The 22,571-nt window shown below is 58.1% G+C and carries 23 protein-coding genes, 3 tRNA genes and 1 pseudogene; 5 read left to right on the top strand and 22 right to left on the bottom strand.

Annotation, left to right across the window (positions count from 1 at the left end; genetic code table 11):
• Positions 1-226 precede the first annotated feature (226 nt).
• The 14 genes from hslO to hda form a co-directional block, all read right to left on the bottom strand.
• Positions 227-1,123, bottom strand: a complete 897-nt coding sequence (gene hslO / locus ACLD9W_RS09260) for an Hsp33 family molecular chaperone HslO (protein ID WP_410841753.1) — start codon at positions 1,121-1,123, stop codon at positions 227-229.
• Positions 1,124-1,420: 297 nt separating this feature from the next.
• A complete protein-coding gene (locus tag ACLD9W_RS09255; RefSeq protein ID WP_410841752.1) occupies positions 1,421-1,993 on the bottom strand; it encodes a 50S ribosomal protein L25/general stress protein Ctc in 573 nt (190 codons plus the stop codon).
• Positions 1,994-2,063: 70 nt separating this feature from the next.
• The gene (locus tag ACLD9W_RS09250; protein WP_410841755.1) at positions 2,064-3,044 is read right to left on the bottom strand and encodes a ribose-phosphate pyrophosphokinase; all 981 of its coding nucleotides are present in this window, start codon (positions 3,042-3,044) and stop codon (positions 2,064-2,066) included.
• A gap of 192 nt (positions 3,045-3,236) precedes the next feature.
• Positions 3,237-3,313, bottom strand: a tRNA-Gln gene (locus ACLD9W_RS09245).
• Positions 3,314-3,335: 22 nt separating this feature from the next.
• Positions 3,336-3,412 (bottom strand) — tRNA-Gln (locus ACLD9W_RS09240).
• An 18-nt stretch (positions 3,413-3,430) separates the two neighbouring features.
• Positions 3,431-3,507, bottom strand: a tRNA-Gln gene (locus ACLD9W_RS09235).
• An 86-nt stretch (positions 3,508-3,593) separates the two neighbouring features.
• On the bottom strand, positions 3,594-4,445 hold the full coding sequence (gene ispE / locus ACLD9W_RS09230; RefSeq protein WP_410841751.1) for a 4-(cytidine 5'-diphospho)-2-C-methyl-D-erythritol kinase: 852 nt from the start codon (positions 4,443-4,445) through the stop codon (positions 3,594-3,596).
• Positions 4,445-5,032 (bottom strand): outer membrane lipoprotein LolB, encoded by a 588-nt coding sequence (locus ACLD9W_RS09225; protein WP_410841750.1) that lies wholly within the window; start codon positions 5,030-5,032, stop codon positions 4,445-4,447. The genes ispE and ACLD9W_RS09225 overlap by 1 nt, the downstream gene beginning before the upstream one ends.
• A gap of 371 nt (positions 5,033-5,403) precedes the next feature.
• The gene (locus ACLD9W_RS09220) at positions 5,404-5,919 is read right to left on the bottom strand and encodes a hypothetical protein (protein ID WP_410841749.1); all 516 of its coding nucleotides are present in this window, start codon (positions 5,917-5,919) and stop codon (positions 5,404-5,406) included.
• Between the two features lie 81 nt (positions 5,920-6,000).
• Entirely contained in the window at positions 6,001-6,696 is a 696-nt protein-coding gene (trmB, locus tag ACLD9W_RS09215) for a tRNA (guanosine(46)-N7)-methyltransferase TrmB (RefSeq protein ID WP_410841748.1), read from the bottom strand.
• Positions 6,697-6,915: 219 nt separating this feature from the next.
• A complete protein-coding gene (gene panD / locus ACLD9W_RS09210; RefSeq protein ID WP_410841747.1) occupies positions 6,916-7,299 on the bottom strand; it encodes an aspartate 1-decarboxylase in 384 nt (127 codons plus the stop codon).
• Positions 7,300-7,383: 84 nt separating this feature from the next.
• On the bottom strand, positions 7,384-7,707 hold the full coding sequence (gene cutA / locus ACLD9W_RS09205; RefSeq protein WP_410841746.1) for a divalent-cation tolerance protein CutA: 324 nt from the start codon (positions 7,705-7,707) through the stop codon (positions 7,384-7,386).
• A gap of 1 nt (position 7,708) precedes the next feature.
• A complete protein-coding gene (locus ACLD9W_RS09200) occupies positions 7,709-8,386 on the bottom strand; it encodes an HAD family hydrolase (protein ID WP_410841745.1) in 678 nt (225 codons plus the stop codon).
• Positions 8,383-9,051: a DnaA regulatory inactivator Hda gene (hda, locus tag ACLD9W_RS09195; RefSeq protein ID WP_410841744.1), complete on the bottom strand. Its 669-nt coding sequence runs from the start codon at positions 9,049-9,051 to the stop codon at positions 8,383-8,385. Before hda ends, ACLD9W_RS09200 begins: the two co-directional genes overlap by 4 nt.
• Before the next feature lie 268 nt (positions 9,052-9,319).
• On the opposite strand from hda, the gene ACLD9W_RS09190 reads away from it, so the two are divergent.
• Positions 9,320-9,967: a DedA family protein gene (locus ACLD9W_RS09190; RefSeq protein WP_410841743.1), complete on the top strand. Its 648-nt coding sequence runs from the start codon at positions 9,320-9,322 to the stop codon at positions 9,965-9,967.
• Positions 9,968-10,068: 101 nt separating this feature from the next.
• Here the strand turns inward: ACLD9W_RS09190 and ACLD9W_RS09185 are convergent, their stop codons facing one another.
• The 5 genes from ACLD9W_RS09185 to yhbY all read right to left on the bottom strand — a co-directional run bounded on the left by ACLD9W_RS09185 (position 10,069) and on the right by yhbY (position 14,884).
• Positions 10,069-10,212: a hypothetical protein gene (locus tag ACLD9W_RS09185; RefSeq protein ID WP_009426172.1), complete on the bottom strand. Its 144-nt coding sequence runs from the start codon at positions 10,210-10,212 to the stop codon at positions 10,069-10,071.
• 308 nt (positions 10,213-10,520) lie between these two features.
• On the bottom strand, positions 10,521-12,473 hold the full coding sequence (rpoD, locus tag ACLD9W_RS09180; protein ID WP_410841742.1) for an RNA polymerase sigma factor RpoD: 1,953 nt from the start codon (positions 12,471-12,473) through the stop codon (positions 10,521-10,523).
• 278 nt (positions 12,474-12,751) lie between these two features.
• Complete coding sequence (serB, locus tag ACLD9W_RS09175; protein WP_410841741.1) at positions 12,752-13,588, bottom strand: phosphoserine phosphatase SerB; 837 nt, start codon at positions 13,586-13,588, stop codon at positions 12,752-12,754.
• Positions 13,589-13,887: 299 nt separating this feature from the next.
• On the bottom strand, positions 13,888-14,538 hold the full coding sequence (locus tag ACLD9W_RS09170) for a DUF4375 domain-containing protein (protein WP_410841740.1): 651 nt from the start codon (positions 14,536-14,538) through the stop codon (positions 13,888-13,890).
• 58 nt (positions 14,539-14,596) lie between these two features.
• Positions 14,597-14,884 (bottom strand): ribosome assembly RNA-binding protein YhbY, encoded by a 288-nt coding sequence (gene yhbY, locus ACLD9W_RS09165; RefSeq protein ID WP_410841739.1) that lies wholly within the window; start codon positions 14,882-14,884, stop codon positions 14,597-14,599.
• 113 nt (positions 14,885-14,997) lie between these two features.
• On the opposite strand from yhbY, the gene ACLD9W_RS09160 reads away from it, so the two are divergent.
• The 3 genes from ACLD9W_RS09160 to ACLD9W_RS09150 all read left to right on the top strand — a co-directional run bounded on the left by ACLD9W_RS09160 (position 14,998) and on the right by ACLD9W_RS09150 (position 19,525).
• The gene (locus ACLD9W_RS09160) at positions 14,998-15,618 is read left to right on the top strand and encodes an RlmE family RNA methyltransferase (RefSeq protein WP_410841738.1); all 621 of its coding nucleotides are present in this window, start codon (positions 14,998-15,000) and stop codon (positions 15,616-15,618) included.
• A 130-nt stretch (positions 15,619-15,748) separates the two neighbouring features.
• Positions 15,749-17,659, top strand: coding sequence for an ATP-dependent zinc metalloprotease FtsH (gene ftsH, locus ACLD9W_RS09155; protein WP_410841754.1), 1,911 nt, complete (start codon positions 15,749-15,751; stop codon positions 17,657-17,659).
• Positions 17,660-17,962: 303 nt separating this feature from the next.
• Positions 17,963-19,525: a TerC family protein gene (locus tag ACLD9W_RS09150; protein WP_410841737.1), complete on the top strand. Its 1,563-nt coding sequence runs from the start codon at positions 17,963-17,965 to the stop codon at positions 19,523-19,525.
• Between the two features lie 363 nt (positions 19,526-19,888).
• Here ACLD9W_RS09150 and ACLD9W_RS09145 read toward each other — a convergent pair whose 3' ends face one another.
• A complete protein-coding gene (locus ACLD9W_RS09145; protein WP_410841736.1) occupies positions 19,889-20,731 on the bottom strand; it encodes a neutral zinc metallopeptidase in 843 nt (280 codons plus the stop codon).
• Between the two features lie 124 nt (positions 20,732-20,855).
• A complete protein-coding gene (locus tag ACLD9W_RS09140; protein ID WP_410841735.1) occupies positions 20,856-21,248 on the bottom strand; it encodes an RNA-binding S4 domain-containing protein in 393 nt (130 codons plus the stop codon).
• Between the two features lie 197 nt (positions 21,249-21,445).
• Here ACLD9W_RS09140 and ACLD9W_RS09135 point away from each other — a divergent pair, with 197 nt between their 5' ends.
• Positions 21,446-22,405 carry an acetyl-CoA carboxylase carboxyltransferase subunit alpha gene (locus tag ACLD9W_RS09135; RefSeq protein WP_410841734.1) on the top strand — a complete coding sequence of 320 codons (960 nt, stop codon included), beginning with the start codon at positions 21,446-21,448 and terminating at the stop codon, positions 22,403-22,405.
• An 82-nt stretch (positions 22,406-22,487) separates the two neighbouring features.
• Here ACLD9W_RS09135 and ACLD9W_RS09130 read toward each other — a convergent pair.
• Positions 22,488-22,571: pseudogene (locus ACLD9W_RS09130) on the bottom strand (IS1595 family transposase); the annotation flags it as partial.

Raw genomic sequence — 22,571 nt, 5'->3', positions numbered from 1 at the left:
CTTTTAGCGTGCCATCACGGCATGAGTAGGGAGAATAAAATTAGGTTTATTAAGGATTATTTATCAATTAAATCTTAGGCTCAGCCTCCATTTTGTTACTTAGTGCGTTGCTTCTCTGATTTAGCAGTAAATTTGTTACTTATGCCTGCCATGACGGAAATCCTGTGTCGGATAAGAATGAGGCCGTCTGAACGCGGATTTTCCGCTTTCAGACGGCCTTTTCGCTTTATTGTAGGCGGTGCTGTTCTTCGGTAACGGCTTTGACGATATCGGTGCCGAACAGGGCGTTGACGTCGGTTTCGTCGAAAACGTATTTTTCGTTGCAGAAGTCGCAGTCGATTTCGATGCTGCCCTGCTCTGCCACCACCGAGCCGACTTCTTCGCCGCCGAGCATCAGCAGCATGTCGCTGACTTTGCCGCGCGAGCAGGTACAGGCGAATTCGAGGGTGTCGGGCTCGAAGACGCGCGGCGGGGTTTCGTGGAACAGACGATAGAGAAGGTGTTGTGCGTCCAAATCCAGCAGTTCGTGGCTGCCGACGGTGTCGGCCAGCGCGGTAACGTGCTCCCAGGCTTCTTGGTCGAGTTCTTCTTCGGGCAGGCGTTGCAGGAGCAGGCCGGCGGAGGTGTGTTCGTCGGCGGCGAGGGTGATATGGGTTTCGAGCTGTTCGGAGCGCAGCATGTAGCCTGTGAGCATTTCGGCGATGCTGCCGCCTTCGAGGGGGACGACGCCCTGCCAGGGCTCGCCTTCCTGCGGTTGCAGGGTGATGGCGAATACGCCGTTTTCGCCGAGCAGTTCGCGCAGGGTTTCCTTATCGCCGATGGCGGCGGTTTCGTCCCAGCGGGCGGTGGCGCGGCAGGTTTGTTCGGAGGTGGCTTCGACTACCAGCATTTTCAGACGGCCTTGTCCCTGCACTTGGACGGTGAGCGTGCCTTCGATTTTCAGGTTGCTCGACAGGAGGGCGCCTGCGGCGAGAAGTTCACCCAGCGCGCGGCGCACGGCGGCGGGATAGTGTTTTCGGCCGACGATGTGCTGCCAGACGTTTTCCAGCCGCACATGCAGGCCGCGCACGGGCATATCGTCGAAAATAAAGCGGGTTCGCAAATCTTGGGATGGTGTTTTCATGTTTGTCTTTCTTCGGATGGTGGGACGGCGGTTTCAGACGGCCTGATGCGGCTGCGTGCGGACAGACTGCTGTCCGCAAAAACGGGGATTCCGACACCACGTAAGGCCTTGCCGCCGCGAACCCGCGCCATATGGCTGTGGGGCGGAGAAAAATCAAGGGGCGCGGTGCGGGAATGGTTTCGGGCGGAGAAGCCCGCGCTATCCGATCGGCTTCTCCGCTGTGCGCTGCCGGTTTGCCGGACATGAAAAATCCCGCCTGCGGCGGGCGCGGGCGGGACGGGCGTATCCGAAGCGGAATCAGCCTTTTTTACCGGTAACGGTGGCAACGGCCAGATTGGAGTCGCGTTTCAGGGCGACGCTGGTAACACCTTCGGGATATTTGATGTCGGACAGGTGCAGGATGTCGCCGGCAACCACTTCGCCGCAATCCAGTTCCAAAGAGGAAGGGATGTTTTTCGGATCGACGATAACTTCCACGCTGCTGGTTAGCAGGGAAACGCGGCCGCTTTGCAGTTTGACGGCTTTGGATTTTTCCGCGTTGATAACGGCGATCGGCAGGCGCATTTTCAGCGGTTTGTTGACATCGACCGCTTGGAAATCGATGTGCAACACTTGGCGTCGGAAGGGATGGATTTGGAAATCGCGCACGATAACGTCTTGGGTTTTGCCGTCTACGGCCAGCTTGATCAGGCTGGTATGGAAGGATTCTTTTTCCAGCGCGTAGAACATGGTTTTGTGGTCTACGGCGATGGCAACGGCTTCCTGGTTGTCGCCGTAGAGCACGGCGGGAACTTGGCCTTCGCGACGCAGGCGGCGGCTCGCACCTGTGCCATGTGCTTCGCGAACGGTAGCTTGTACTTCGTATGACATGATAAAAGTCCTTTTTGGATTAAAGAAATAAAGCCGTCTTCTACCGCGACCAGTTTCAGACGGCATGGGTTTACGGCAGCAGCATGCCGCCGTTGGTCAGCACATCTTCGTTGAAAAGATATGAGACGGATTCTTCGTTGCTGATGCGGCGCACAGTTTCGGCCAAGAGTCCGGCAATCGAAACCTGGCGGACGCGGCCACAGCGCAGTGCGGCATCAGACAGGGGAATGGTGTCGGTCACGACGATTTGGTCGATGTCGGACGAAGCGATGCGCTCGGCCGCCTCACCGGAAAAAACCGGATGGGTGGCATAGGCCAGCACGCGCGACGCGCCGCGCTCTTTCAGGGCGGAAGCGGCTTTGCACAGAGTGTTGGCGGTGTCGATCATGTCGTCGACAATCAGGCAGGTGCGGTCTTGGATCTCACCGATGATGTTCATCACTTCGGCCACATTGGCTTTCGGACGGCGTTTGTCGATGATGGCCAAATCGGCGTTCAGGGCTTTGGCCATGGCGCGGGCGCGCACCACGCCGCCGACATCGGGGCTGACGACGGTCAGGTTTTCGATGTTTTGGCGCTGCACGTCGTTCAAGAGTATCGGGGTGGCGTAAATATTGTCTACGGGAATATCGAAAAAGCCCTGAATCTGGTCGGCATGGAGATCGACGGTAAGAATGCGGTCGATGCCTGCGCTGTGCAGCATATTGGCTACCAGTTTGGCGGAAATCGGCACGCGCGCGGAGCGCGGACGGCGGTCTTGGCGGGCATAGCCGAAATAGGGAATGGCGGCGGTAATCCTGCCGGCAGACGCGCGTTTGAGGGCGTCGGCCATGGTGAGGATTTCCATCAGGTTGTCGTTGGTCGGCGCGCAGGTAGGCTGGAGGATAAACACGTCGCGGCCGCGCACGTTTTCCAAAAGTTCGACGGCCACTTCGCCGTCTGAAAATTTGCTTACCGATGCGTTACCGATGGAAATATCGAGATGTTTTACCACGTTGGCAGCCAATTTCGGATTGGCATTGCCGGTAAAGACCATCAAACTGTCAGCCATATCTTCCTCGCTTGGAATGGGGTGGGTCATGTGCAATTTAGGAAACATCGCGGGCTTCCTTTATGTTTGGTTGCGGGCGCGGCGGCATTATACGCACCAAAAACAACGCAGCCAAACAAAAAATTACACAAAATATCTTTACCGACAACCTGCAAAAACAAAAGCGTGGGACGAATCACACGCTTTTGTATCTGGCTGGGGATGTAGGACTCGAACCTACGCATGCCGGATTCAGAATCCGGTGCCTTAACCAACTTGGCGAATCCCCAAAACTTGTCGGAATTTGGAAACTGGCTGGGGATGTAGGATTCGAACCTACGAATGCCGGAATCAAAATCCGGTGCCTTAACCAACTTGGCGAATCCCCAAAATCTTGCGGAGTGTTGTGGCTGGGGATGTAGGATTCGAACCTACGAATGCCGGAATCAAAATCCGGTGCCTTAACCAACTTGGCGAATCCCCAATTTTCCGCCCGCAAAAGCAGGCGCGTCGAAGGGGGCGGATTATGTTTGCTTTCGGCGGGTCTGTCAAGACCGATTTGCCGTTTTTTCAGACGGCCTGACAACGCAGCGGGTGCTCGGCCAAACCTGCCGTGCACCAACTTTCAAGCTGTTCGGGCAGACGGCTGCGTACCGCTTCGGCTTCGTCCGCACTGCCGAACGACAAAAACAGGCAGGCGCCAGAGCCGGTCATGCGCGGGCTACCGTAATCCTGCAGCAGCCTGAACACGGCGGCCACCGGCGGATATTGCGCCAGCACCACCGCCTGCATGTCGTTGCGAAAGGGTTGCAGCGCGGCAAAAGACGGCGTGGCGCATGGGGCGCTGTTGCGCGGCAGGTCGGGATGGGCGAACACGGCGGGCGTGGCAACGTGCACGTTCGGGCGCACCAGCACATACCATTGCGGCGGCAGCGGCAGCGGCGTGAGGATTTCGCCGATGCCGCGGGCAAAGGCGCTTTGGCCGAACAGGAAAAACGGCACGTCCGCACCCAGCGTCAGACCGATTTTTTGCAGCGTGTCTGACGGCAGGTTCAAATCCCACAGGCGGTTGAGCGCCATCAGCACGGTGGCCGCGTCGGAGCTGCCGCCGCCCAGACCGCCGCCCGTCGGGATGCGTTTTTCGACGCGGATGTCCGCGCCTTTCAAACAGCCGGAAAAGTTTTGCAGCGCCCGTGCCGCGCGCACGCACAAATCCTGCTCGGGCGGCACGTCCGGGAGCGGCGTGTGCAACACGATACGGCCGTCACCACGCGGCTCGATATACAGGGTGTCCTGCAAATCAATCAGAGTGAAGATGCTTTCGAGCTCGTGATAACCGTCGGCGCGGCGGCCGGTGATGCGCAGGTCGAGATTGAGTTTGGCGGGGGCAGGAAAGGCCGGTTCTTGTGCACTCCTCTCCATTACACGCCTCCTCTGGCGGCGCACTGTTTCGGCGCACCGCCGCCGTTTTCAGACGACCTCATGCTGTCGAACACCAGCCGCAACGACATTTTGCCGTCGGTCAGCGCCAGAACGCGCACTGTTCCGTCTTCGCGTGCCTGACGGCTGATATTCCAACCTGCCTGCATCAGGCTGCCGTCGGCAGCGGTTTGGTGCGGGATGTCCGCCGCCCACTGCCCGTTTGCCCATGTATCGAGATATTGCAGCGGCAGGGCGAAGCCGAGCAGGCGGCTGCTCAATTCCTGCACGCTCGCGGCCTCGAAGCGCTCGCCTTTGCTGTTGACGGCCAACACGCCCTGCGCGTCACGGCAGAGTTGGCCGAGGGTATTGCCCAGCGGGGTGTTGATGTCGATGGTCTGCACGCCGTTTTGCCGCATCCAGTCGAAATTGGCATACGAGCCTTTGCCCTCTGCCTGCACGGCCAGGCGGCCTTCGGCGGAAAAATCGGGGATGTCGCGCGGCGGCTGCCATCGGGTTTGCACGTTCTGCAAACCGGCGCAGGCAGACAGCAGCAGGGCGGCACAAAGGGCGGGAAGGGGTTTATTCATCAGATTTCCTGTCGGTTTGCGGCCGTCTGAAAAAGAGCGGGAAGGCTTTTCAGACGGCCTGTCGGGGTTGTCCGACTGCGTTTGAGGCCGTCTGAAAAGGCAAGCGTTCTTTCAGACGGCCTTTGCTTATTCTTCAAGCAGCGGATGCTTGCCGCCAAAATGCCGTTACCGCTTTGCGCTTGGATTTTCTGTCAGGTACAGCGGTTCGGCTGTCGGGATGTTTGGCTGGATAGCCGCGGTGCATCGCAGGCGGGAAGCACAAAACGGCAGCGCGGTTCACGGCCGGTTTGGTCTGAAAGGGACATCAGGCAAAAGGCCGTCTGAAAACCCGTTTTCCTTGCATAACGGGTTTTCAGACGGCCTTTCGGGTTTTATTTGCCGTTCAGTTTCTTGGTGGCGGCTTTGTCTACTTGGCAGTTTTGGAACAGGATGGTCTGGTTGCCTTTGGGCAGTCCGCCGTCCACCGCGTCGGCCTGCATCAGGATTTTGCCGTTGGCGGAAGTGAGGCTGTTCGGGTCGGCTTTGTCGGTAATCCAAGTGAGGCCTTCGCCGTAGTAGCTGTTTTGTTTTTTGCCGTTGGTGTCGTTCATCACGCGGCGCAGGTTGGGGGTGAGTTCCGTGCCGACTTTGATTTGGGTAACGACGGTTTCGTCGTTTTTGATGCCGTACATGGCGTTGAGGTTGCGTTTGCCCTGCTGGCTGTCGCAAACGTAGGCCACTTCCACTTTTTTATCGAGGCTGTTGACTTCGGCGAGCATCAGTACTGGAGTGTTGTCGGACAGATCGGCCAGCGGTTTTTTGCCGCTGTTTTTGCCTGCGGCCTGTGCGCCTGCGCCGGCCAGTGCCAGAGCGGCGAAAGCGGCGGCAATCAGTTTTTTGTTCTGCATAAATGTCTCCTGCGGGTGGTTGGAAAACGAAAGGGCGTATTGTAAAGAAGATTGTGTCAGCGAAATACCGCTTTGTGTAAATCAGCGTTTTTTGAAAACGATGTCCCACACGCCGTGTCCCAGCCGTTTGCCGCGCGCTTCGAATTTGGTTTCGGGGCGGTAGGCGGGCGTGGGGGCGTAGGCTGCGGCGGTGTTTTGCAGTTCGGCAAAGCCGCTCAGCACTTCCAGCATCTGCACGGCGTATTCTTCCCAGTCTGTCGCCAGATGGAGGTAGCCGCCGCTTTTGAGTTTGGGCAGCAGTTTGGCGGCGAAGGGGGCTTGGATGAGGCGGCGTTTGTTGTGCCGTTTTTTGTGCCAGGGGTCGGGGAAGAAGATGTGGATGCCGTCGAGGCTGCCGTCGGCCAGCATGTTTTCGACGACTTCGACGGCGTCGTGGCGCATGACGCGGATGTTGCGGATTTCCTGCTCGTCGATGAGTTTCAGCAGGTTGCCGACGCCGGGGCCGTGTACGTCGATGGCGAGGAAGTCTTTTTCGGGCAGGCGGCGGGCGATTTCGGCAGTGGCGGTGCCCATGCCGAAGCCGATTTCGAGGATTTTCGGCGCGGCGCGGCCGAAGGCTTGGTTTAAATCGGCGGGGGCGTTTTGGTAGTCGAAGCCGTATTGCGGCCACAGGGTGTCGATGGCGCGCTGTTGAGCGGCGGTCATGTGGCCTTGGCGCAGGACGAAGCTGCGGATGGCGCGGGGGTGTTCTGCTTGGATGGTTTCTTGTTCGCTCATAATGGTCGGGGCGTGATTGAGGCCGTCTGAACGTTTTCAGACGGCCTTAGGGGCTGTTGACAATCAGCCTTGCGGCGGTGTTTTTGGCAAAAAATACCCGCCTGCCGCGTCAAAAATGCTCGTAAGGTATCCAACCTTACTGCGCTTTTTTCCTTGCATTCGGGCATTTTTTACTCAAAAAACCGTCTCGCAAGCTAATTGTCAACAGCCCCTAGGGATTTATAACACGGTGTGCGGCGGTTCGTAGTCGAGGATGTCGCGGATTTTGTTGGCTTCGTCGACGAGGACGACTTTGGGGCGGTGGGCGGAAATTTCGGGTTCGGACAGCATGACGTAGGACATGATGATGACGATGTCGCCCTTTTGTACCAGCCGTGCCGCCGCGCCGTTGAGGCAGACGACGCCGCTGCCGCGCTCGCCGGCGATGGTGTAAGTTTCGAGGCGTGCGCCGTTGTTGTTGTTGACGATTTGTACTTTTTCGTTGACGAGTATGCCTGCGGCGTCGAGCAGGTCGGGGTCTACCGTGATGCTGCCGACGTAGTTCAAATCGGCTTCGGTAACGGCGGCGCGGTGGATTTTGCCGCCGAGCATGGTGCGGAACATGGGTTTCCTTAATTTGGTGGTTCGACAATGTTTTCAGACGGCCTTTGTCTGTTTGGAGGCCGTCTGAAAGCAAAAAGGGCGGCATTATAACGCCAACTGTGCTCTCAGCCAGCGCAGATAGTCTTTGCTGCCGCCGCTAACGGGCAGCATCAGGATTTGCGGACAGTCGTAGCTGCTGCGGGCGCGGACGGTTTTGGCCACTTTTTTGAACAGGCTGCGCGCGCTTTTGACGGTGATGCGGATTTCGTCGTCGCGGCAGGTTTCGCCCATCCAGACATATTGGCTGACGATGTTTTCATACTGCACGCAGGCGGCGAGGCGTTTTTCCAGCAGGGCGCGGCCGATGTTTTCCGCTTCGGTGCGGTTAGGCGCAGTAATCAGGACGACGGCGGTTTTGAAGCGGGGCATTTCAGACGGCCTCTTTGAAGTTGAGCACCGGCCAGCCTTTTTCCTGCGCCTCGCGCAGCAGTTCGGCATCGGGGTTGACGGCGACGGGTTCGTCGACCAGCCGCAGCAGCGGCAAATCGTTTTTCGAGTCGCTGTAAAAATAGCTTTTGCCGTAGTCGGCGAGGCTTGCGCCGCGTGCGGAGAGCCATTGGTGCAGGCGGGTGATTTTGCCTTCTTTCAGGCTGGGGATGCCGACATAACGGCCGGTGTAGCGGCCGTCTGCGTCGGTTTCGAGCTGCGTGCCGATAACGTTGTCTATGCCGAACAGGCGGCAGATGGGGCGGATGATGAATTCGTTGGTGGACGAGATAACCAGCAGCTCGTCGCCCGCATCGCGGTGGCTCTGCACCAGCATTTTCGCCATCGGCGCGATGTGCGGCTCGATAAATTCGGCACTGAATTCGCGGTGCATTTCGTCCAGCTCGGCGCGGGAGAAATTTTTCAGCGGCGCGAGGTGGAAGGCGAGGAATTCGTCGATGTCGAGACAGCCGTTTTGGTAGTCGCGGTAAAACTTGTCGTTCTGCGCGCGGGTGTATTCGACGTCGACCAAGCCTTTTTTCATCAGATACTGCGGCCAGGCGTGGTCGGAATCGGTGTTGATCAGGGTGTTGTCCAAATCGAAGATGGCGAGGTTTTTCATACGGCGTCCTGTTGGGTGAGCAGCCGCCGCAAGAGCGGCAGGGTGAGGCGGCGGCGGGTGGTGGCAGTGTAGAGGCAGAGGGTGTCGAGCATCTGCACCAGGCTGTCCATGTCGCGCTGCCAGTAGTTGAGCAGATAGCGGAAGATTTCGTCGTCCACTTCGAGCTGGCGCGCCCGCGCCATGCCGGCCAGGGCGGCGATTTTTTCTTCGTCGGACAGGGGTTTGATGTCGTAAACGAGGCAGTAGCCCATGCGGGTGCGCAAATCTTCGCGCACGGCAAGCTGCGCGGGCGGTACGTCGGCGGCAAGCAGCAGGCGGCCGCGGCCGCTGTTGCGGAAACGGTTGAAGATTTCAAACAGCAAGGCCTGTTCGCCGTCGTTCAGCCTGTCGGCCTGATCGACGGCGAGATAGTCGGCTTCGAGGGCAGAATCGTCCAGCGGCATGGTTTGCGCGTCGATATAGCGCGCGTCTGCACCCTGCTCCGCCGCCTGCCCCGCCCATGCCCGCAGCAGGTGGCTTTTGCCCGTGCCCGCCGCGCCCCAGACGTAAACAAACTGATCGCGCGCCTGTTGCAGGACAAACACCAGCTCGCGGTTGGCACTGCCGAGGAATTTGTCAAACCCCGGATAGTCGCGGCGGGCAAAGTCGAAAATCAGTTGGTTCACGGGCGGCCTGCTCGGATGGAAAAAACCGCGCGATTGTAGCCCCTTTCGCGCGGCTCTCAAAATCAGGCCGTCTGAAAACGCGGTTTCAGACGGCCTTATGCCTGTGTCCGGCCATAAATGTGAAATACGGCAGACCGGATTTGCATTCCCAAAACCGGAAAGGCCGTCTGAAAAACAGATTCTGGCAAGGCAAAACCTCTTTTCAGACGGCCTGCCGCCGCGCTTACAGGTTACAATCCGCGCTTTTTGCCTCAAGCGGAAGTTTTCCATGATTCAAACCCTTCTCGATTTTATCCTGCATATCGACGTCCATCTGGCCGAACTGGCCGCACAGTACGGCGCATGGATTTACGGCCTGTTGTTTCTGATTGTGTTCTGCGAAACGGGGCTAGTGGTTACGCCCTTTCTGCCGGGCGATTCGCTGCTGTTTGCCGCCGGTGGCATTGCGGCGGTAGGCGGCATGAACGTCCATGTGATGGTGCTGCTGCTGTTTGCCGCCGCCGTGTTGGGCGACGCGGCGAATTTTGCCGTCGGCAAATACTTCGGCGCGAAACTGTTTGCCAATCCCGATTCCAAAATCTTCCGCCAAAGCCATCTGGCGAAAACCCATGCCTTCTACGAAAAATACGGCGGCAAAACCATCATCATCGCCCGCTTCGTGCCCATTGTGCGCACCTTCGCGCCCTTTGTCGCGGGCATGGCCGACATGCACTACGGCCGCTTCATCCGCTACAACATCATCGGCGCGGCCTTGTGGGTGGTGCTGTTTTCCTACGCGGGCTATTTTTTCGCCAACATCCCGCTGGTGAAACAAAACCTGAGCCTGGTGCTGGCGGCGATTATTGTCGTTTCCCTGCTGCCGGCGGTGATTGAAATCGTCAGGGCGAAGCGGGCGGGCAGGCAACGCGGCAGTTGAGGCCGTCTGAAAACGGAATCCCAACGAAATGAAAACGCCGAAACAAAAAGAACGACACGCAAAACGTGTCGTTCTTTTTGTTTCAGGCTATCTAAACCAACTCAGCCGCCGCAGACGCCGCAGCAGCCGCTTTCGGTTTTCTCGCCTTTGTCGTTATCGACGACGGGCAGCTCCACCTCTTCTTTCTGCTGCGGCTGTTCGTTGTCGTAGGTGTCGACTTTGATTTTGTTTTCTTCCTGGCTCATTGCTGAATCCTTTCTGTGTTTAGGGTTGGAAACGGGCGCATTGTAAGGCAAAAGCAAGGTTCAGCCCACTATGGCCTCCGCTTTCGGGATAGTGCTTTTCAAAGGCCGTCTGAAAGGCGCGGATACTTTTTCAGACGGCCTTAGGGACTGTCGACAATTGGCATTGCGGCGGATTTTGCGCCATAAAACGGCATCTGCCACGTTGAAAACACTCGCCTATGGGCGGCATAGGCTCGCATTTTCGCCTTGCATCTGCCGCTTTCTGACGCAAAATCCGCTTCACAAACCAATTGTCAACAGCCCCAGCACTATTTGCCGTCTTCGCTGTCGAGGAAGCTTTTCAGGCGGTCGCTGCGGGTTGGGTGGCGCAGCTTGCGCAGGGCTTTGGCCTCGATCTGGCGGATGCGCTCGCGGGTAACGTCGAACTGTTTGCCCACTTCTTCCAGCGTGTGGTCGGTGTTCATGTCGATGCCGAAACGCATGCGCAGCACTTTGGCTTCGCGCGGAGTCAGGCTTTCGAGCACGTCGGCGGTCACTTCGCGCAGGCTGGAATACATGGCCGCTTCGGCGGGGGCGACGTTGTTCACGTCTTCGATGAAGTCGCCCAAGTGCGAATCGTCGTCGTCGCCGATGGGGGTCTCCATGGAAATTGGCTCTTTGGCGATTTTCATGATTTTGCGGATTTTGTCTTCCGGCATTTCCATCAGTTCGGCCAGTTTGGCGGAATCGGGGTCTTCGCCGTGTTCCTGCAAATACTGGCGCGAGATGCGGTTCATTTTGTTGATGGTTTCGATCATGTGCACGGGAATGCGGATGGTGCGCGCCTGGTCGGCAATCGATCGGGTGATGGCCTGGCGTATCCACCATGTGGCGTAGGTGGAGAATTTGTAACCGCGCCGGTATTCGAATTTGTCCACCGCTTTCATCAGGCCAATGTTGCCCTCTTGAATCAAATCAAGAAACTGCAGGCCGCGGTTGGTGTATTTTTTGGCGATGGAAATAACAAGGCGCAGGTTGGCCTGAATCATTTCTTCTTTCGCCCGCGCGGTTTCGCGCTCGCTGCTCTGCATGTTTTTGCTGATCTCCTTCAATTCTTCGATGGAAATCTGCGCGGTTTTTTCCATTTCAGCCACTTCGGTCTGTTTTTCCAAAATGGCGTGGCGGAAACGTTCGAGCGCGTTGCTCCACGCGTGTTTTCTGCCGATTTCGCCTTCCAGCCAGTCCAAATTGGTGATGTTGGGTAGGAACTGGCTGATGAAGTAGTCCCTGTCCATCTGCACGCGGTCGAGGCAGATATCGCGGATTTCGCGCTCAAGCTTGCGGATGTTGTCGACTTTTTGCCGTAGGTTGTTGCTCAGGTTTTCGATTTGGCGGGTGGCAAAGCGCACTTCCAAGAGTTTGTGGGCGATGGCGTCGCGGTGTTTCAGATAGTCGGGATGGCGGCTGTTGTGTTCTTTGAGCGCCGCAATCATCAGGCCGTAGCTGTCGCTGATGCCCGAGAAATGCGCCAGCACTTCCTGTTTGAGTTCTTCGAGGTTGATGCTTTCTAGGTTTTCTTCGGAAGATTCATCTTCGTCGCCCTCTTCTCCGTCGCCCTCTTCTTCGGCCGCGGCGGCACGATCGGACGGTTTGCTGCCCGGCGGGATGATTTCCAAATCGCTCACGCCCAGTTCGTGCATCAGCACTTCGTTGGGATCGAGGATGGCTTCGACGACGTCGTCGACTTTGATTTCGTCAGCGCGGATTTTTTCAATCAGATCGAGGATTTCGGCGATGGAACCCGGGCAGGCGGAAATCGCCTGTATCATGTTTTTCAACGCGTTTTCGATCTTTTTGGCGATGATGATTTCGTCTTCGCGCGTCAGCAGATCAACCTGACCCATTTCGCGCATATACATGCGCACGGGGTCGGTGGTACGGCCAAACTCGGAGTCGGCGCTCGACAATGCCGCCTCGGCCTCTTCGACGGCGTCGTCGTCGGTCATGCCGGTGCCGCTGTCGTTCATCAGCAGGGTGTCGGCATCGGGTGCTTCTTCGGTAACCTGGATGCCCAAGCCCTGAATCATGTTGACGATGTTGTCGATTTGCTCGGCATCGGACATATCGTCGGGCAGGGCATCGTTGATTTCGGCGTAGGTGATGTAGCCGCGCTCTTTGCCCTGCAAAATCAGCAGACGCAGGCGCTGGCGCTGTTCTTCGGGGGTCAGCGGACGGTTTTCGTCTTCCCGTTCTTCGTAGTCTTGGGGTTCTTGCTTGCTCATGTTCTCATTCCGTGGGTTTTTTGTGCGGCGGGCAAAGGGGGCGGGTGTTCTGCTTCGGTGCAGCTTGGGGACAGGTCTGCCGCGCCGTTGGAAAAACGGCCTGCCATAGCGCATGTCGGCTTTCAGGCCCGATGGGGTTTGTTGCCGCCAAATAATGCCGCCGCGCGGAAAAAACAAGGGCGCGGCGGCAAAATATGGCGGAGCGGGACGGCGGATTATAGCGGATAGACAGGCCACCTGAAAGTTTCAGACGGCCTCTTCGGGCGCGTTTTTTATTTTTAAAGAAACCAGTTACGCAGGCTGTCGAGGCCGCCGTGGCCGATGCACAAATCCGCCGCCTGCCGTGTTTTCGGTTTGGCATGGTAGGCAATGCCGCAACCGGCCTCGCGCAGCATGGGGATGTCGTTCGCGCCGTCGCCGACGGCGATTACCTGCTCAGGGCGCAGGCCGAGTTTTTCGCGGTATTCGCGCAGGAGCCGCGCTTTGGCTTCGGCGTCGATGATGCGCCCGTTCAGACGGCCTGTCAGTCTGCCGTCTGCCGTTTCCAGCACGTTGGCAAAGGCGTAGTCCAAGCCCAGCCGCGTTTGCAGGCGGTCGGTGAAAAAGGTGAAGCCGCCCGACACCAGCATGAATTTCACGCCGTGTTTTTTGCACTCGGCCAACAGGTATTCCGCGCCGGGCGAGAGTTGCAGCACATGGTCGTACACGTCTTGCAACACGCTTTCGGGCAGCCCCGCCAGCAGGCCGACGCGCTCGCGCAGCGACTGCTCGAAATCGATTTCGCCGCGCATGGAGCGTTCGGTAATTTCCGCCACCCGCTCTTTCAAACCCGCGCCGGCGGCGATTTCGTCGACGCATTCGATGGTAATCAGCGTCGAATCCATATCGCTGACAATCAGCCCGAAATCCGCAAAGGGCACGGCGGGCAACACGGCATAATCAATCTGCCGCGCGTCAAAGGCAGCCACGGCTTCGGGCGGCAGAACGTAACCGGGTTCGACAACAAAGCGCCGCACGCGCTCGGGAAACGGGCTTTCAGACGGTCTCAGCCCGTTTAAAAACGGCAGGTTGCAGCAGGCGATATCGGGGTGTTGCAAAACAAGGTGGTGCGTCATGGCCTTCCTTTTCTATCTCCTTAATATATGGAAAGAGGCCGTCTGAAAGGGCTTTCAGACGGCCTTTGTTTAGAGTGTATTGACAATCAACGTTGCAGCGGTGTTTTTGCCTGCCGCGTGTCAACACACCCTAGGGGCTGTTGACATTCAGCTTGCGAAGCGGTTTTTGAGGAAAAATTCGCGGATGCAAGGAAAAAAGCACAGCAAGATTGGACATCTTGCGAGCATTTTTGACGCGGCAGGCGCGGATTTTTACCAAAAACACCGCCACAAGGCTGATTGTCAACAGACCCTAGATCTCAGCCGACAAACGCCTGCGGGTTGGCGCGGATAAAGCGCATCAGCAGCTGGTCGAGCGGCCGGCAGTTTTCCAGCAGGTAAAACTCGTCGTCGAATTTTTCCAGCGGGTTGTCGCGGTAGGAATCGCAGAAGACTTCCAGCGAACCATCCTGCCGCTCGGCGAGGCGCTCGTTTTCGTAGCAGGCGTTGGCGCGGCGCACGAGGTCGGCGTATTTCGGCGCACCGACGAGTTCGCAGGCTTCGGGCAGGTAGGCCGCCGCTTCGGCTTCGGTGTTGTAGTAATACTGGTTGAAGCCGCCGTTGTCCACTTCGCCCGCCAATATATAGAGGGCATACACGGCGCGGCGCTCGGGGCTGAGGGTTTTCAGGTATTCCTCTTCCGAAAGTCCGACGGGCGCCTGCGCGGCGAGGGTGTCGAACACAGTGAGCACCAGCTCTTCGTCGGGCGTTTGCGCGAGGATGTCGGCGGTGAGTTTTTCGTGGATAACCCGCTTGTCGAAGGCTTCGAACATTTCGGCCACTTCGGCAAAAAGCTGCTGCGACTCGCGCTTGAATTCGGCGCGCTCTTCTTCGCTCATCTGCGCCAGCATCTGTTGGAAATCTTCGTCGTCAAAGCCGTTAAACAGGCTGCTCAAATCGTTGTTTTTCATGGTGTGGTTCCTGCGGTGAGGCCGTCTGAAAGGTTTTCAGACGGCCTTTTTGCTTCAACTACTCTTCTTCGTTCTGTTTTTCGCGCCACAGCACCAGCAGCTTGCCGATGTGCTGCACCAAAAACGCGCCCGTGGCGGCGCACAGCGCTTCGGCCACGGCCACGCGCTCGGCTCTGTCGTCACCCGCCACGCGCACTTTAATCAGTTCGTGTGCCGAGAGCGCGGCATCGGTTTCTTTGATAACGGCCTCGGTCAGACCGTGCTGGCCGACCATCACCACGGGATTGAGATGGTGGGCGCGGGCTTTGAGCGCCAGAATCTGTTTGGTATCGGGTGAGTTGTCCATAGTGTCTGCCTGCCGGAAAAATTGCGGATTTTACGCGAAAGAAGGGGCGGTGTCATAAGAGGCCGTCTGAAAATCGTGTAGAATGGCGGCCTTTTGCATTTTCGGGGTTGGCGATGGCCGCGCGTTCCAAATCTTCCAAAGCATGGCTCAACGAGCATGTGAACGACCACTACGTCCACCTCGCACAAAAAGACGGCTACCGCGCCCGCGCCGCCTACAAACTTTTGGAAATCAACGAAAAAGACAAACTCATCAAGCCCGGCACGGTATTGGCCGACTTGGGCAGCGCGCCGGGGAGCTGGTCGCAGGTGGCGGCAAAACTGGCGGGAGCGTCGGGCAAAGTGTTCGCCCTCGACATCCTGCCAATGGAGTCCATCGAGGGTGTGTCCTTCATTCAGGGCGACTTCCGCGAAAACGAAGTGTTGGCGGAATTTGAAGCCCTGCTCGGCGGCCGCTCGCTCGACCTTGTAATCTGCGATATGGCACCCAATATGAGCGGCCACGCGGTCACCGACGCGGCAAAAAGCCTTTACCTGAACGAGCTGGCCTTGGATTTCGCCCGAAACCATCTGAAAACGGGCGGAAATTTTTTGGTCAAAGCATTCCAAGGCGCGGGATATCAGGAGTTTCTCGCCGACATGCGCCTCAGCTTTGCCGCCGTATACACGCGCAAGCCCGGGGCTTCGCGCAACCGTTCCAGTGAGGTTTACTTATTGGGCAAAAATAAAACCTGACAATCCGTCGGGGCTCGGCTTACAATCGCGCCCCTGTTTTTCCACCGTTTATCAATATTTCCTGGAGTCCGTTTTTGTGAGGAGCATCGTAAAAAACCTGCTGATTTGGTCGGCCTTGATTATCGGACTGATGGCGGCGTTCAATGCCGTCAAAAGCCAGAGGGACGAAGCGCGCCAAATCGAATATTCCCAGTTTGTCCAACAAGTTGACAAAGGCGAAATCGCAGCAGTCACCATAGAAGGCTCGGCACTGGCGGGCTATACCGTCAAAGGCGAGCGCACCGACAAGAGCAAATTCACCACCCACGCGCCGCTGGACTACCAGCTCTCCGACCGCCTGCTGGCGAAAAACGTCCGCGTGCAGGTTACGCCCGAAGAACGCCAGAGCATGCTCGGCAGCCTGTTTTTCAGCCTGCTGCCCGTGCTGCTGCTGATCGGCGCGTGGTTCTACTTTATGCGCATGCAGGCGGGTGGCGGCGGTAAAGGCGGCGCGTTTTCCTTCGGCAAAAGCCGCGCCCGCCTGTTGGACAGCAATGCCAACAAAGTCACCTTTGCCGATGTCGCAGGCTGCGACGAAGCCAAAGAAGAAGTGCAGGAAATCGTCGACTACCTGCGCGCGCCCAACCGCTACCAGAGCCTCGGCGGCCGCATGCCGCGCGGCATTTTGCTGGCCGGCAGCCCCGGTACGGGCAAAACCCTGTTGGCCAAAGCGATTGCCGGCGAAGCGGGCGTGCCGTTTTTCAGCATTTCCGGCTCCGATTTTGTAGAAATGTTTGTCGGCGTGGGCGCCAGCCGCGTGCGCGATATGTTTGAGCAGGCCAAGAAAAATGCGCCCTGCATCATCTTTATCGACGAAATCGACGCCGTCGGCCGCCAGCGCGGCGCAGGCTTGGGCGGCGGCAACGACGAGCGCGAGCAGACGCTCAACCAGCTTTTGGTAGAAATGGACGGCTTTGAAAGCAACCAAACCGTAATTGTGATTGCCGCCACCAACCGCCCCGACGTACTCGACCCCGCGCTGCAACGCCCCGGCCGCTTCGACCGCCAAGTGGTCGTGCCGCTGCCCGACATTCGCGGCCGCGAGCAGATTCTAAACGTGCACGCCAAAAAAGTGCCGCTGGACGAATCCGTCGATTTGGTTTCGCTGGCACGCGGCACGCCCGGCTTTTCCGGCGCCGACCTGGCCAACCTGGTCAACGAAGCCGCCCTGTTTGCCGGCCGACGCAACAAAACCAAAGTCGACCAAAGCGACTTTGAAGATGCCAAAGACAAAATCTACATGGGACCCGAGCGCCGCAGCATGGTGATGCACGAAGACGAAAAACGCGCCACCGCCTACCACGAATCCGGCCATGCCATCGTTGCCGAAAGTTTGGAAGGCACCGACCCCGTGCACAAAGTCACCATCATGCCGCGCGGCCGCGCGCTGGGTCTGACCTGGCAGCTGCCCGAACGCGACCGCATCAGCATGTATAAAGACCAGATGCTCAACCAAATCTCCATCCTGTTTGGCGGACGCATCGCCGAAGACCTGTTTGTCGGCCGCGTGTCCACCGGCGCATCCAACGACTTCGAACGCGCCACGCAAATCGCCCGCGAAATGGTGACGCGCTACGGCATGAGCGACAAAATGGGCGTGATGGTGTATGCCGAAAACGAAGGCGAAGTCTTCCTCGGCCGCAGCGTTACCCGTTCGCAGCACATTTCCGAGAAAACGCAGCAGGAAGTCGATGCCGAAATCCGCCGCATCTTGGACGAACAATACGCCGTGGCCTACAAAATCCTCGACGAAAACCGCGACAAAATGGAAATCATGACCAATGCACTGATGGAATGGGAAACCATCGACCGCGACCAGGTATTGGAAATTATGGAAGGTAAACAGCCCAGCCCGCCGAAGGATTACAGCCACAACCTGCGCAAAGAAAACGAAGAAGAAACAGGCAAACCGGGCGATACCGAAGCGACAGACAGCGGACAGGACAGCCGCAGCGCCGAAGCCGACGCTCCGCCCGCCGCCCCAAGCACACCGGACGCCTGATACGCGACACCATCTCCAAACAGCCCGCATCTGCGGGCTGTTTTTTATGCGGCACGCAACTCGCAAACAGATGAGGCCGTCTGAAAGCAGAACCGCCGCTCCTTCTAAGCCCCGCTTTCAGACGGCCTGCCTGTTCCGCAAACCGCCCGAAGCCGCGCCGCATCTTGCATTCCGCGTCCAAGCTGCTTACACTGCGCCCTTTATTTTCCCGCGCCGCCTGCATTTCCCCCGGCGCCGCGCCTGCCCTTTTCGACGGCCTGAACCTTTCGGGTCGTCTGTTGCCTTGCAAGGAATCGGACGACAATGGATTTAAGCTGGTTAGCCGAACCGCAAACTTGGATAGGTTTCGCCACCCTGCTGCTGCTCGAAGTGGTGCTCGGCATCGACAATCTCGTATTCGTCGCCATACTGGCGAACAAAGTCAAACCCAAGCTGCGCGACCGCGCCCGCCTCACCGGCCTGTCGCTCGCCGTCCTCCTGCGCATCGTCATGCTCGCCTTTATGGCGCACATCATGACCCTCACCTCCCCCTTCATGCACTTGGGCGGCCACCCCGTTTCCGGCAAAGACCTCATCATGCTCGCCGGCGGTCTCTTCCTCCTCTACAAAGCCACCACCGAGCTGCACGAGCGTCTCGAAGGCGCCAACCACTTCGCCGTCTCCGACAGCCACAAAAAACATTCGCCCTTCTGGGGCGTCGTCGCGCAAATCCTCATCCTCGACGCCGTTTTCTCTATCGACTCCGTCATCACCGCCGTTGCCATGGTCGAACACATCGTCATCGCCATGGCCGCCGTCGTCGTCGCCATGGCCGCCATGATGTGGGCGAGCAAAGCGCTCACCGAATTTGTCGACCGCCATCCCACCGTCGTCATGCTCTGCCTCGGTTTTCTGCTAATGATAGGCTTCAGCCTCATCGCCGAAGCCTTCCACTTCCAAATCCCCAAAGGCTACCTCTACGCCGCCATCGGCTTTTCCGTACTCATCGAAATCTTCAACCAGATTTCGCAGAAAAACACCAAGAAAAACGACTACGCCGGCAGCTCCTGGCGCCAGCGCACCGCCGAAAACGTGCTGGGCATGATGGGCATCCGCGAAAGCCTGCTTGCCAACGCGGGGGCGGAAGCCGAAGACGGAGAGCACTTTGAAGAAAACGAAAAATCCATGATACGCAGCGTACTCACCCTCGCCGAACGCCCCATTCCCGGTGTGATGATTCCCCGCCGCGACATCGAGCGTCTCGACATCTCGCAAAGCAAGGAAGAGCAGCGCCAAACCCTGCAAACCAGCCCCTACTCCCGCCTGCTCGTCGTCGGCAAAGCGGGCGTCGACGAACCCTTGGGCTACGTCAGCAAAAAAGACCTGCTCGCCCAACTGCTCGACACGGGCGAACTCAACATTCAGACGGCCTTGCGCCAGCCGCTTGTCCTGCCCGACAGCACCACCGCCCTCAACGCCATCGAACTCTTCCGCAACAGCAGCGCCGACTACGCCCTCGTCGTCGACGAATTCGGCGCCGTACTCGGCATGGTCACCATGAAAGACCTGCTCGAAACCATCGCCGGCGAATTTCCCGAAGAATTCGAGCGCGAAGAAGAACCTGTTATCCAAGCCGACGGACAAACCGACAGCCTTACCGTCGACGGCAGCCTCGAATATGTCGAACTCGCCCCCCAGCTCAACCTGCCGCTGCCCGAAGAAGACGCCCCCTTCCACACCGTCGCCGGCCTCATCATGGAAGAGTTGGAAAACCTGCCCGAAGTCGGCGAAAGCACCGACTACCACGGCTGGCGCTTCACCGTATTGGAAAAAGAAGGCCAGCGCATCGAGCGCGTGCAAATCAGCCGCATCGCCGAAGAAGAATAAAAACACCAAGTCTGAGGCCGTCTGAAATATTCAGACGGCCTCAGACTTTACCAACCCGTGTCGCAATATCCGCTGCATGGCCGTCTGAAAACAATGCGTCAACGATGTAAAAAAGCGCTGTCGCCATCCCGCCAAATGCAAAAAGGCCGTCTGAACACTACCCGCACACCGCGTCGGCTTTTTCAGACGGCCTTAAACTTTGCCAACCCGTGCCGCAATATCCGCCGCACGGTCGTCTGAAAACGATGCGCTAACGATGTAAAAAAGCGATGTCGCCATCCCGCCAAATGCAAAAAGGCCGTCTGAAAAAAGCCCGCCCACAAACGCAGACAGTTTTTTCAGACGGCCTGATCGGATTTGCCGTCAACCCGCTTCAAACGTGTTGCACTGATTGATGTCGCCGCTTTCCAGCCCGCGCTTGAGCCAGTACATGCGCTGATCGGACGTGCCATGGGTGAAGCTGTCGGGCACGGCATAGCCTCTGCTGCGCTTTTGCAGAGTGTCGTCGCCGACGGCCGCTGCGGCGTTCATCGCCTCTTCGATGTCACCCGCTTCGAGCAGGTTTTGCCGTTGCGCGTATTTCGCCCACACGCCGGCGAAACAGTCGGCCTGCAATTCGAGTTTCACCGACAGGCGGTTGGCCTCCGCCTTGCCCGCCTGCTGCTGCATTTGGTGCACCTGCGGCAGGATGCCGAGCAGGTTTTGCACGTGGTGGCCGACTTCGTGGGCGATCACATAGCCGAAGGCCGTGTCGCCCGCCGCGCCGAGTTTGCTGCGCATTTCTTCGTAAAACGACAAATCGAGATAGACTTTTTTGTCGGCCGGGCAGTAGAAAGGCCCCATCGCCGCCTGCCCCGTGCCGCAGGCCGTGCGCGTGCCGCCGGTGTAGAGCACAAGGGTGGTCGGGCTGTATTTAGCGTTTTGCCGCGCGAAATATTCGCTCCAGGTTTTTTCCGTATCGGCCAACACCACGGCCGACAATTCAGCCAGTTGCGCTTCTTCCTGGCTGCTGACGCGCGTCTGCTGCGTGCTGCCGACGCTCAGTTGCGGCGAGCCGCCGACAATGCCCGACAAATCGACGCCGTAATACGCGCCGACGAGGACGACAATCAGGCCGACGATACCCATGCCGCCGCCCCCTCCGCCGCCGCTTTGCCCGCGACGGTCTTCGATATTGCTGCTTTGTTCTCTGCCTTGCCAGTGCATGATGTGGTTTCCTTTTTGGTGTGATGTATGAAGATGCGAGTAGCCGTTTCAGACGGTCTCTTGCGTTTCGGCTTCGCGGGCGCTCCGTTTTCAGAAACGTCATTCCCGCGAAGGCGGGAACGGCCTACCATTCCCCGCGTTTGAGTTTTTCGATTTGGCGGCGGTCGCGCTTGGTCGGCCGTCCTTCGGGATAGGCCGCGCTGATGCGCGAGGCCTGGTCGAGCAGTTTTTGCGCTTCGCGTTCGGCCGCCACTTCTTCGTTTTCGCGGTAGAGCAGGCGCGCTTCGGGCGCGGGGCGGCGCTGGTGGTTGAGGGCGAGCACGGTGATTTCGTAGGGCAGGGAATTGAGCGTCAGGTGCACCGTGTCGCCCGCCGCGATGTTTTTGCTGTTTTTCACCTTCGCGCCGTTTACCAAAACGCGCCCCAGCTCGATATGCTTCTGCGCCAGCGCGCGGGTTTTGAAAAAGCGCGCCGCCCACAGCCATTTGTCCAAACGCATCGCGGTTTCCGCCACCATTTCCGTCCCTTTCCTACCTGCTGCAAAAGGCGGCAGTTTAACACGTCGGATGCGTCAGAATAAAAACTCTAAGGGGATGAAATAGCGCTTGCCCGCCTACCGTTTATCGCGTAAATTGCGCGCCTTGTTTCGCAAAAGTGCGCCATCCGCGTATGATATTGCGCGAAAACCCGATTAAAAAGTGAGAACGTCCGAATATGAAACCCGTCTTTCTTGACTTCGAGCAGCCCATTGCCGAACTGACCAAAAAAATCGAAGAATTACGTTTCGTCCAAGGCGAATCCGCCGTGGACATCAGCGACGAAATCGAACGTTTGCAGAAAAAAAGCAGCGATCTGACCAAATCCATCTACGCCAAACTCACCCCCGCGCAAGTCTCGCAGGTTTCCCGCCACCCCCAACGTCCCTATACCCTCGACTACATCGCCGCCCTGTGCACCGACTTCCAAGAGCTGCACGGCGACCGTCATTTTGCCGACGACTACGCCATCGTTGGCGGCTTGGCGCGTTTTAACGGCCAAAGCGTCGTCGTTATCGGCCATCAGAAAGGCCGCGACACCAAAGAAAAAATCCGCCGCAACTTCGGCATGCCGCGCCCCGAAGGCTACCGCAAAGCCCTGCGCCTGATGCGTCTGGCCGAAAAATTCCGCCTGCCCGTGCTCACCTTCGTCGACACCCCCGGCGCCTATCCCGGCATCGGTGCGGAAGAGCGCAACCAGTCCGAAGCCATCGGCCGCAACCTCTACGAACTGACCAAGCTCAAAACCCCCGTCATCTGCACCATCATCGGCGAAGGCGGCTCGGGCGGCGCGCTGGCGATTGCCGTCGGCGACTATGTCAACATGCTGCAATATTCCACCTATTCCGTGATTTCCCCCGAAGGCTGCGCTTCGATTTTGTGGAAAACCGCCGAAAAAGCCGCCGATGCCGCCGCCGCCCTCGGCATCACCGCCGACCGCCTGCTCAAACTCGGCCTGATCGACAAAGTCATCGACGAACCGCTGGGCGGCGCGCACCGCAACTATGAAGAACTGATGAACAACGTGCGCGAAGTGCTCACCGACCAGCTCCGCGCCGCGCAAGACATGCCGCAGGCCGACCTGCTCGAACGCCGCTTCGACCGCATCATGGCCTACGGCCAATTCGTTGATAAGTAAACATGGCAAAGGCCGTCTGAAAGCGTTTTTCAGACGGCCTTTTTCTGTTTTCCCGTTTAAAAAATGGGGCTGTCCTAGATAACTAGGATAAATTATCTATTACCAATTGTTTCAAAATGGAAATTTGAACTTTTATTTCACTGTTGTTAAAACGCCATTCGCACTC

The organism is Neisseria sp. WLZKY-1 (assembly GCF_046546535.1).
Classification (GTDB): domain Bacteria; phylum Pseudomonadota; class Gammaproteobacteria; order Burkholderiales; family Neisseriaceae; genus Neisseria.
The sequence above is the reverse complement of the archived record's forward strand: the minus strand, read 5'-3'. Positions and strand labels throughout refer to the sequence as shown.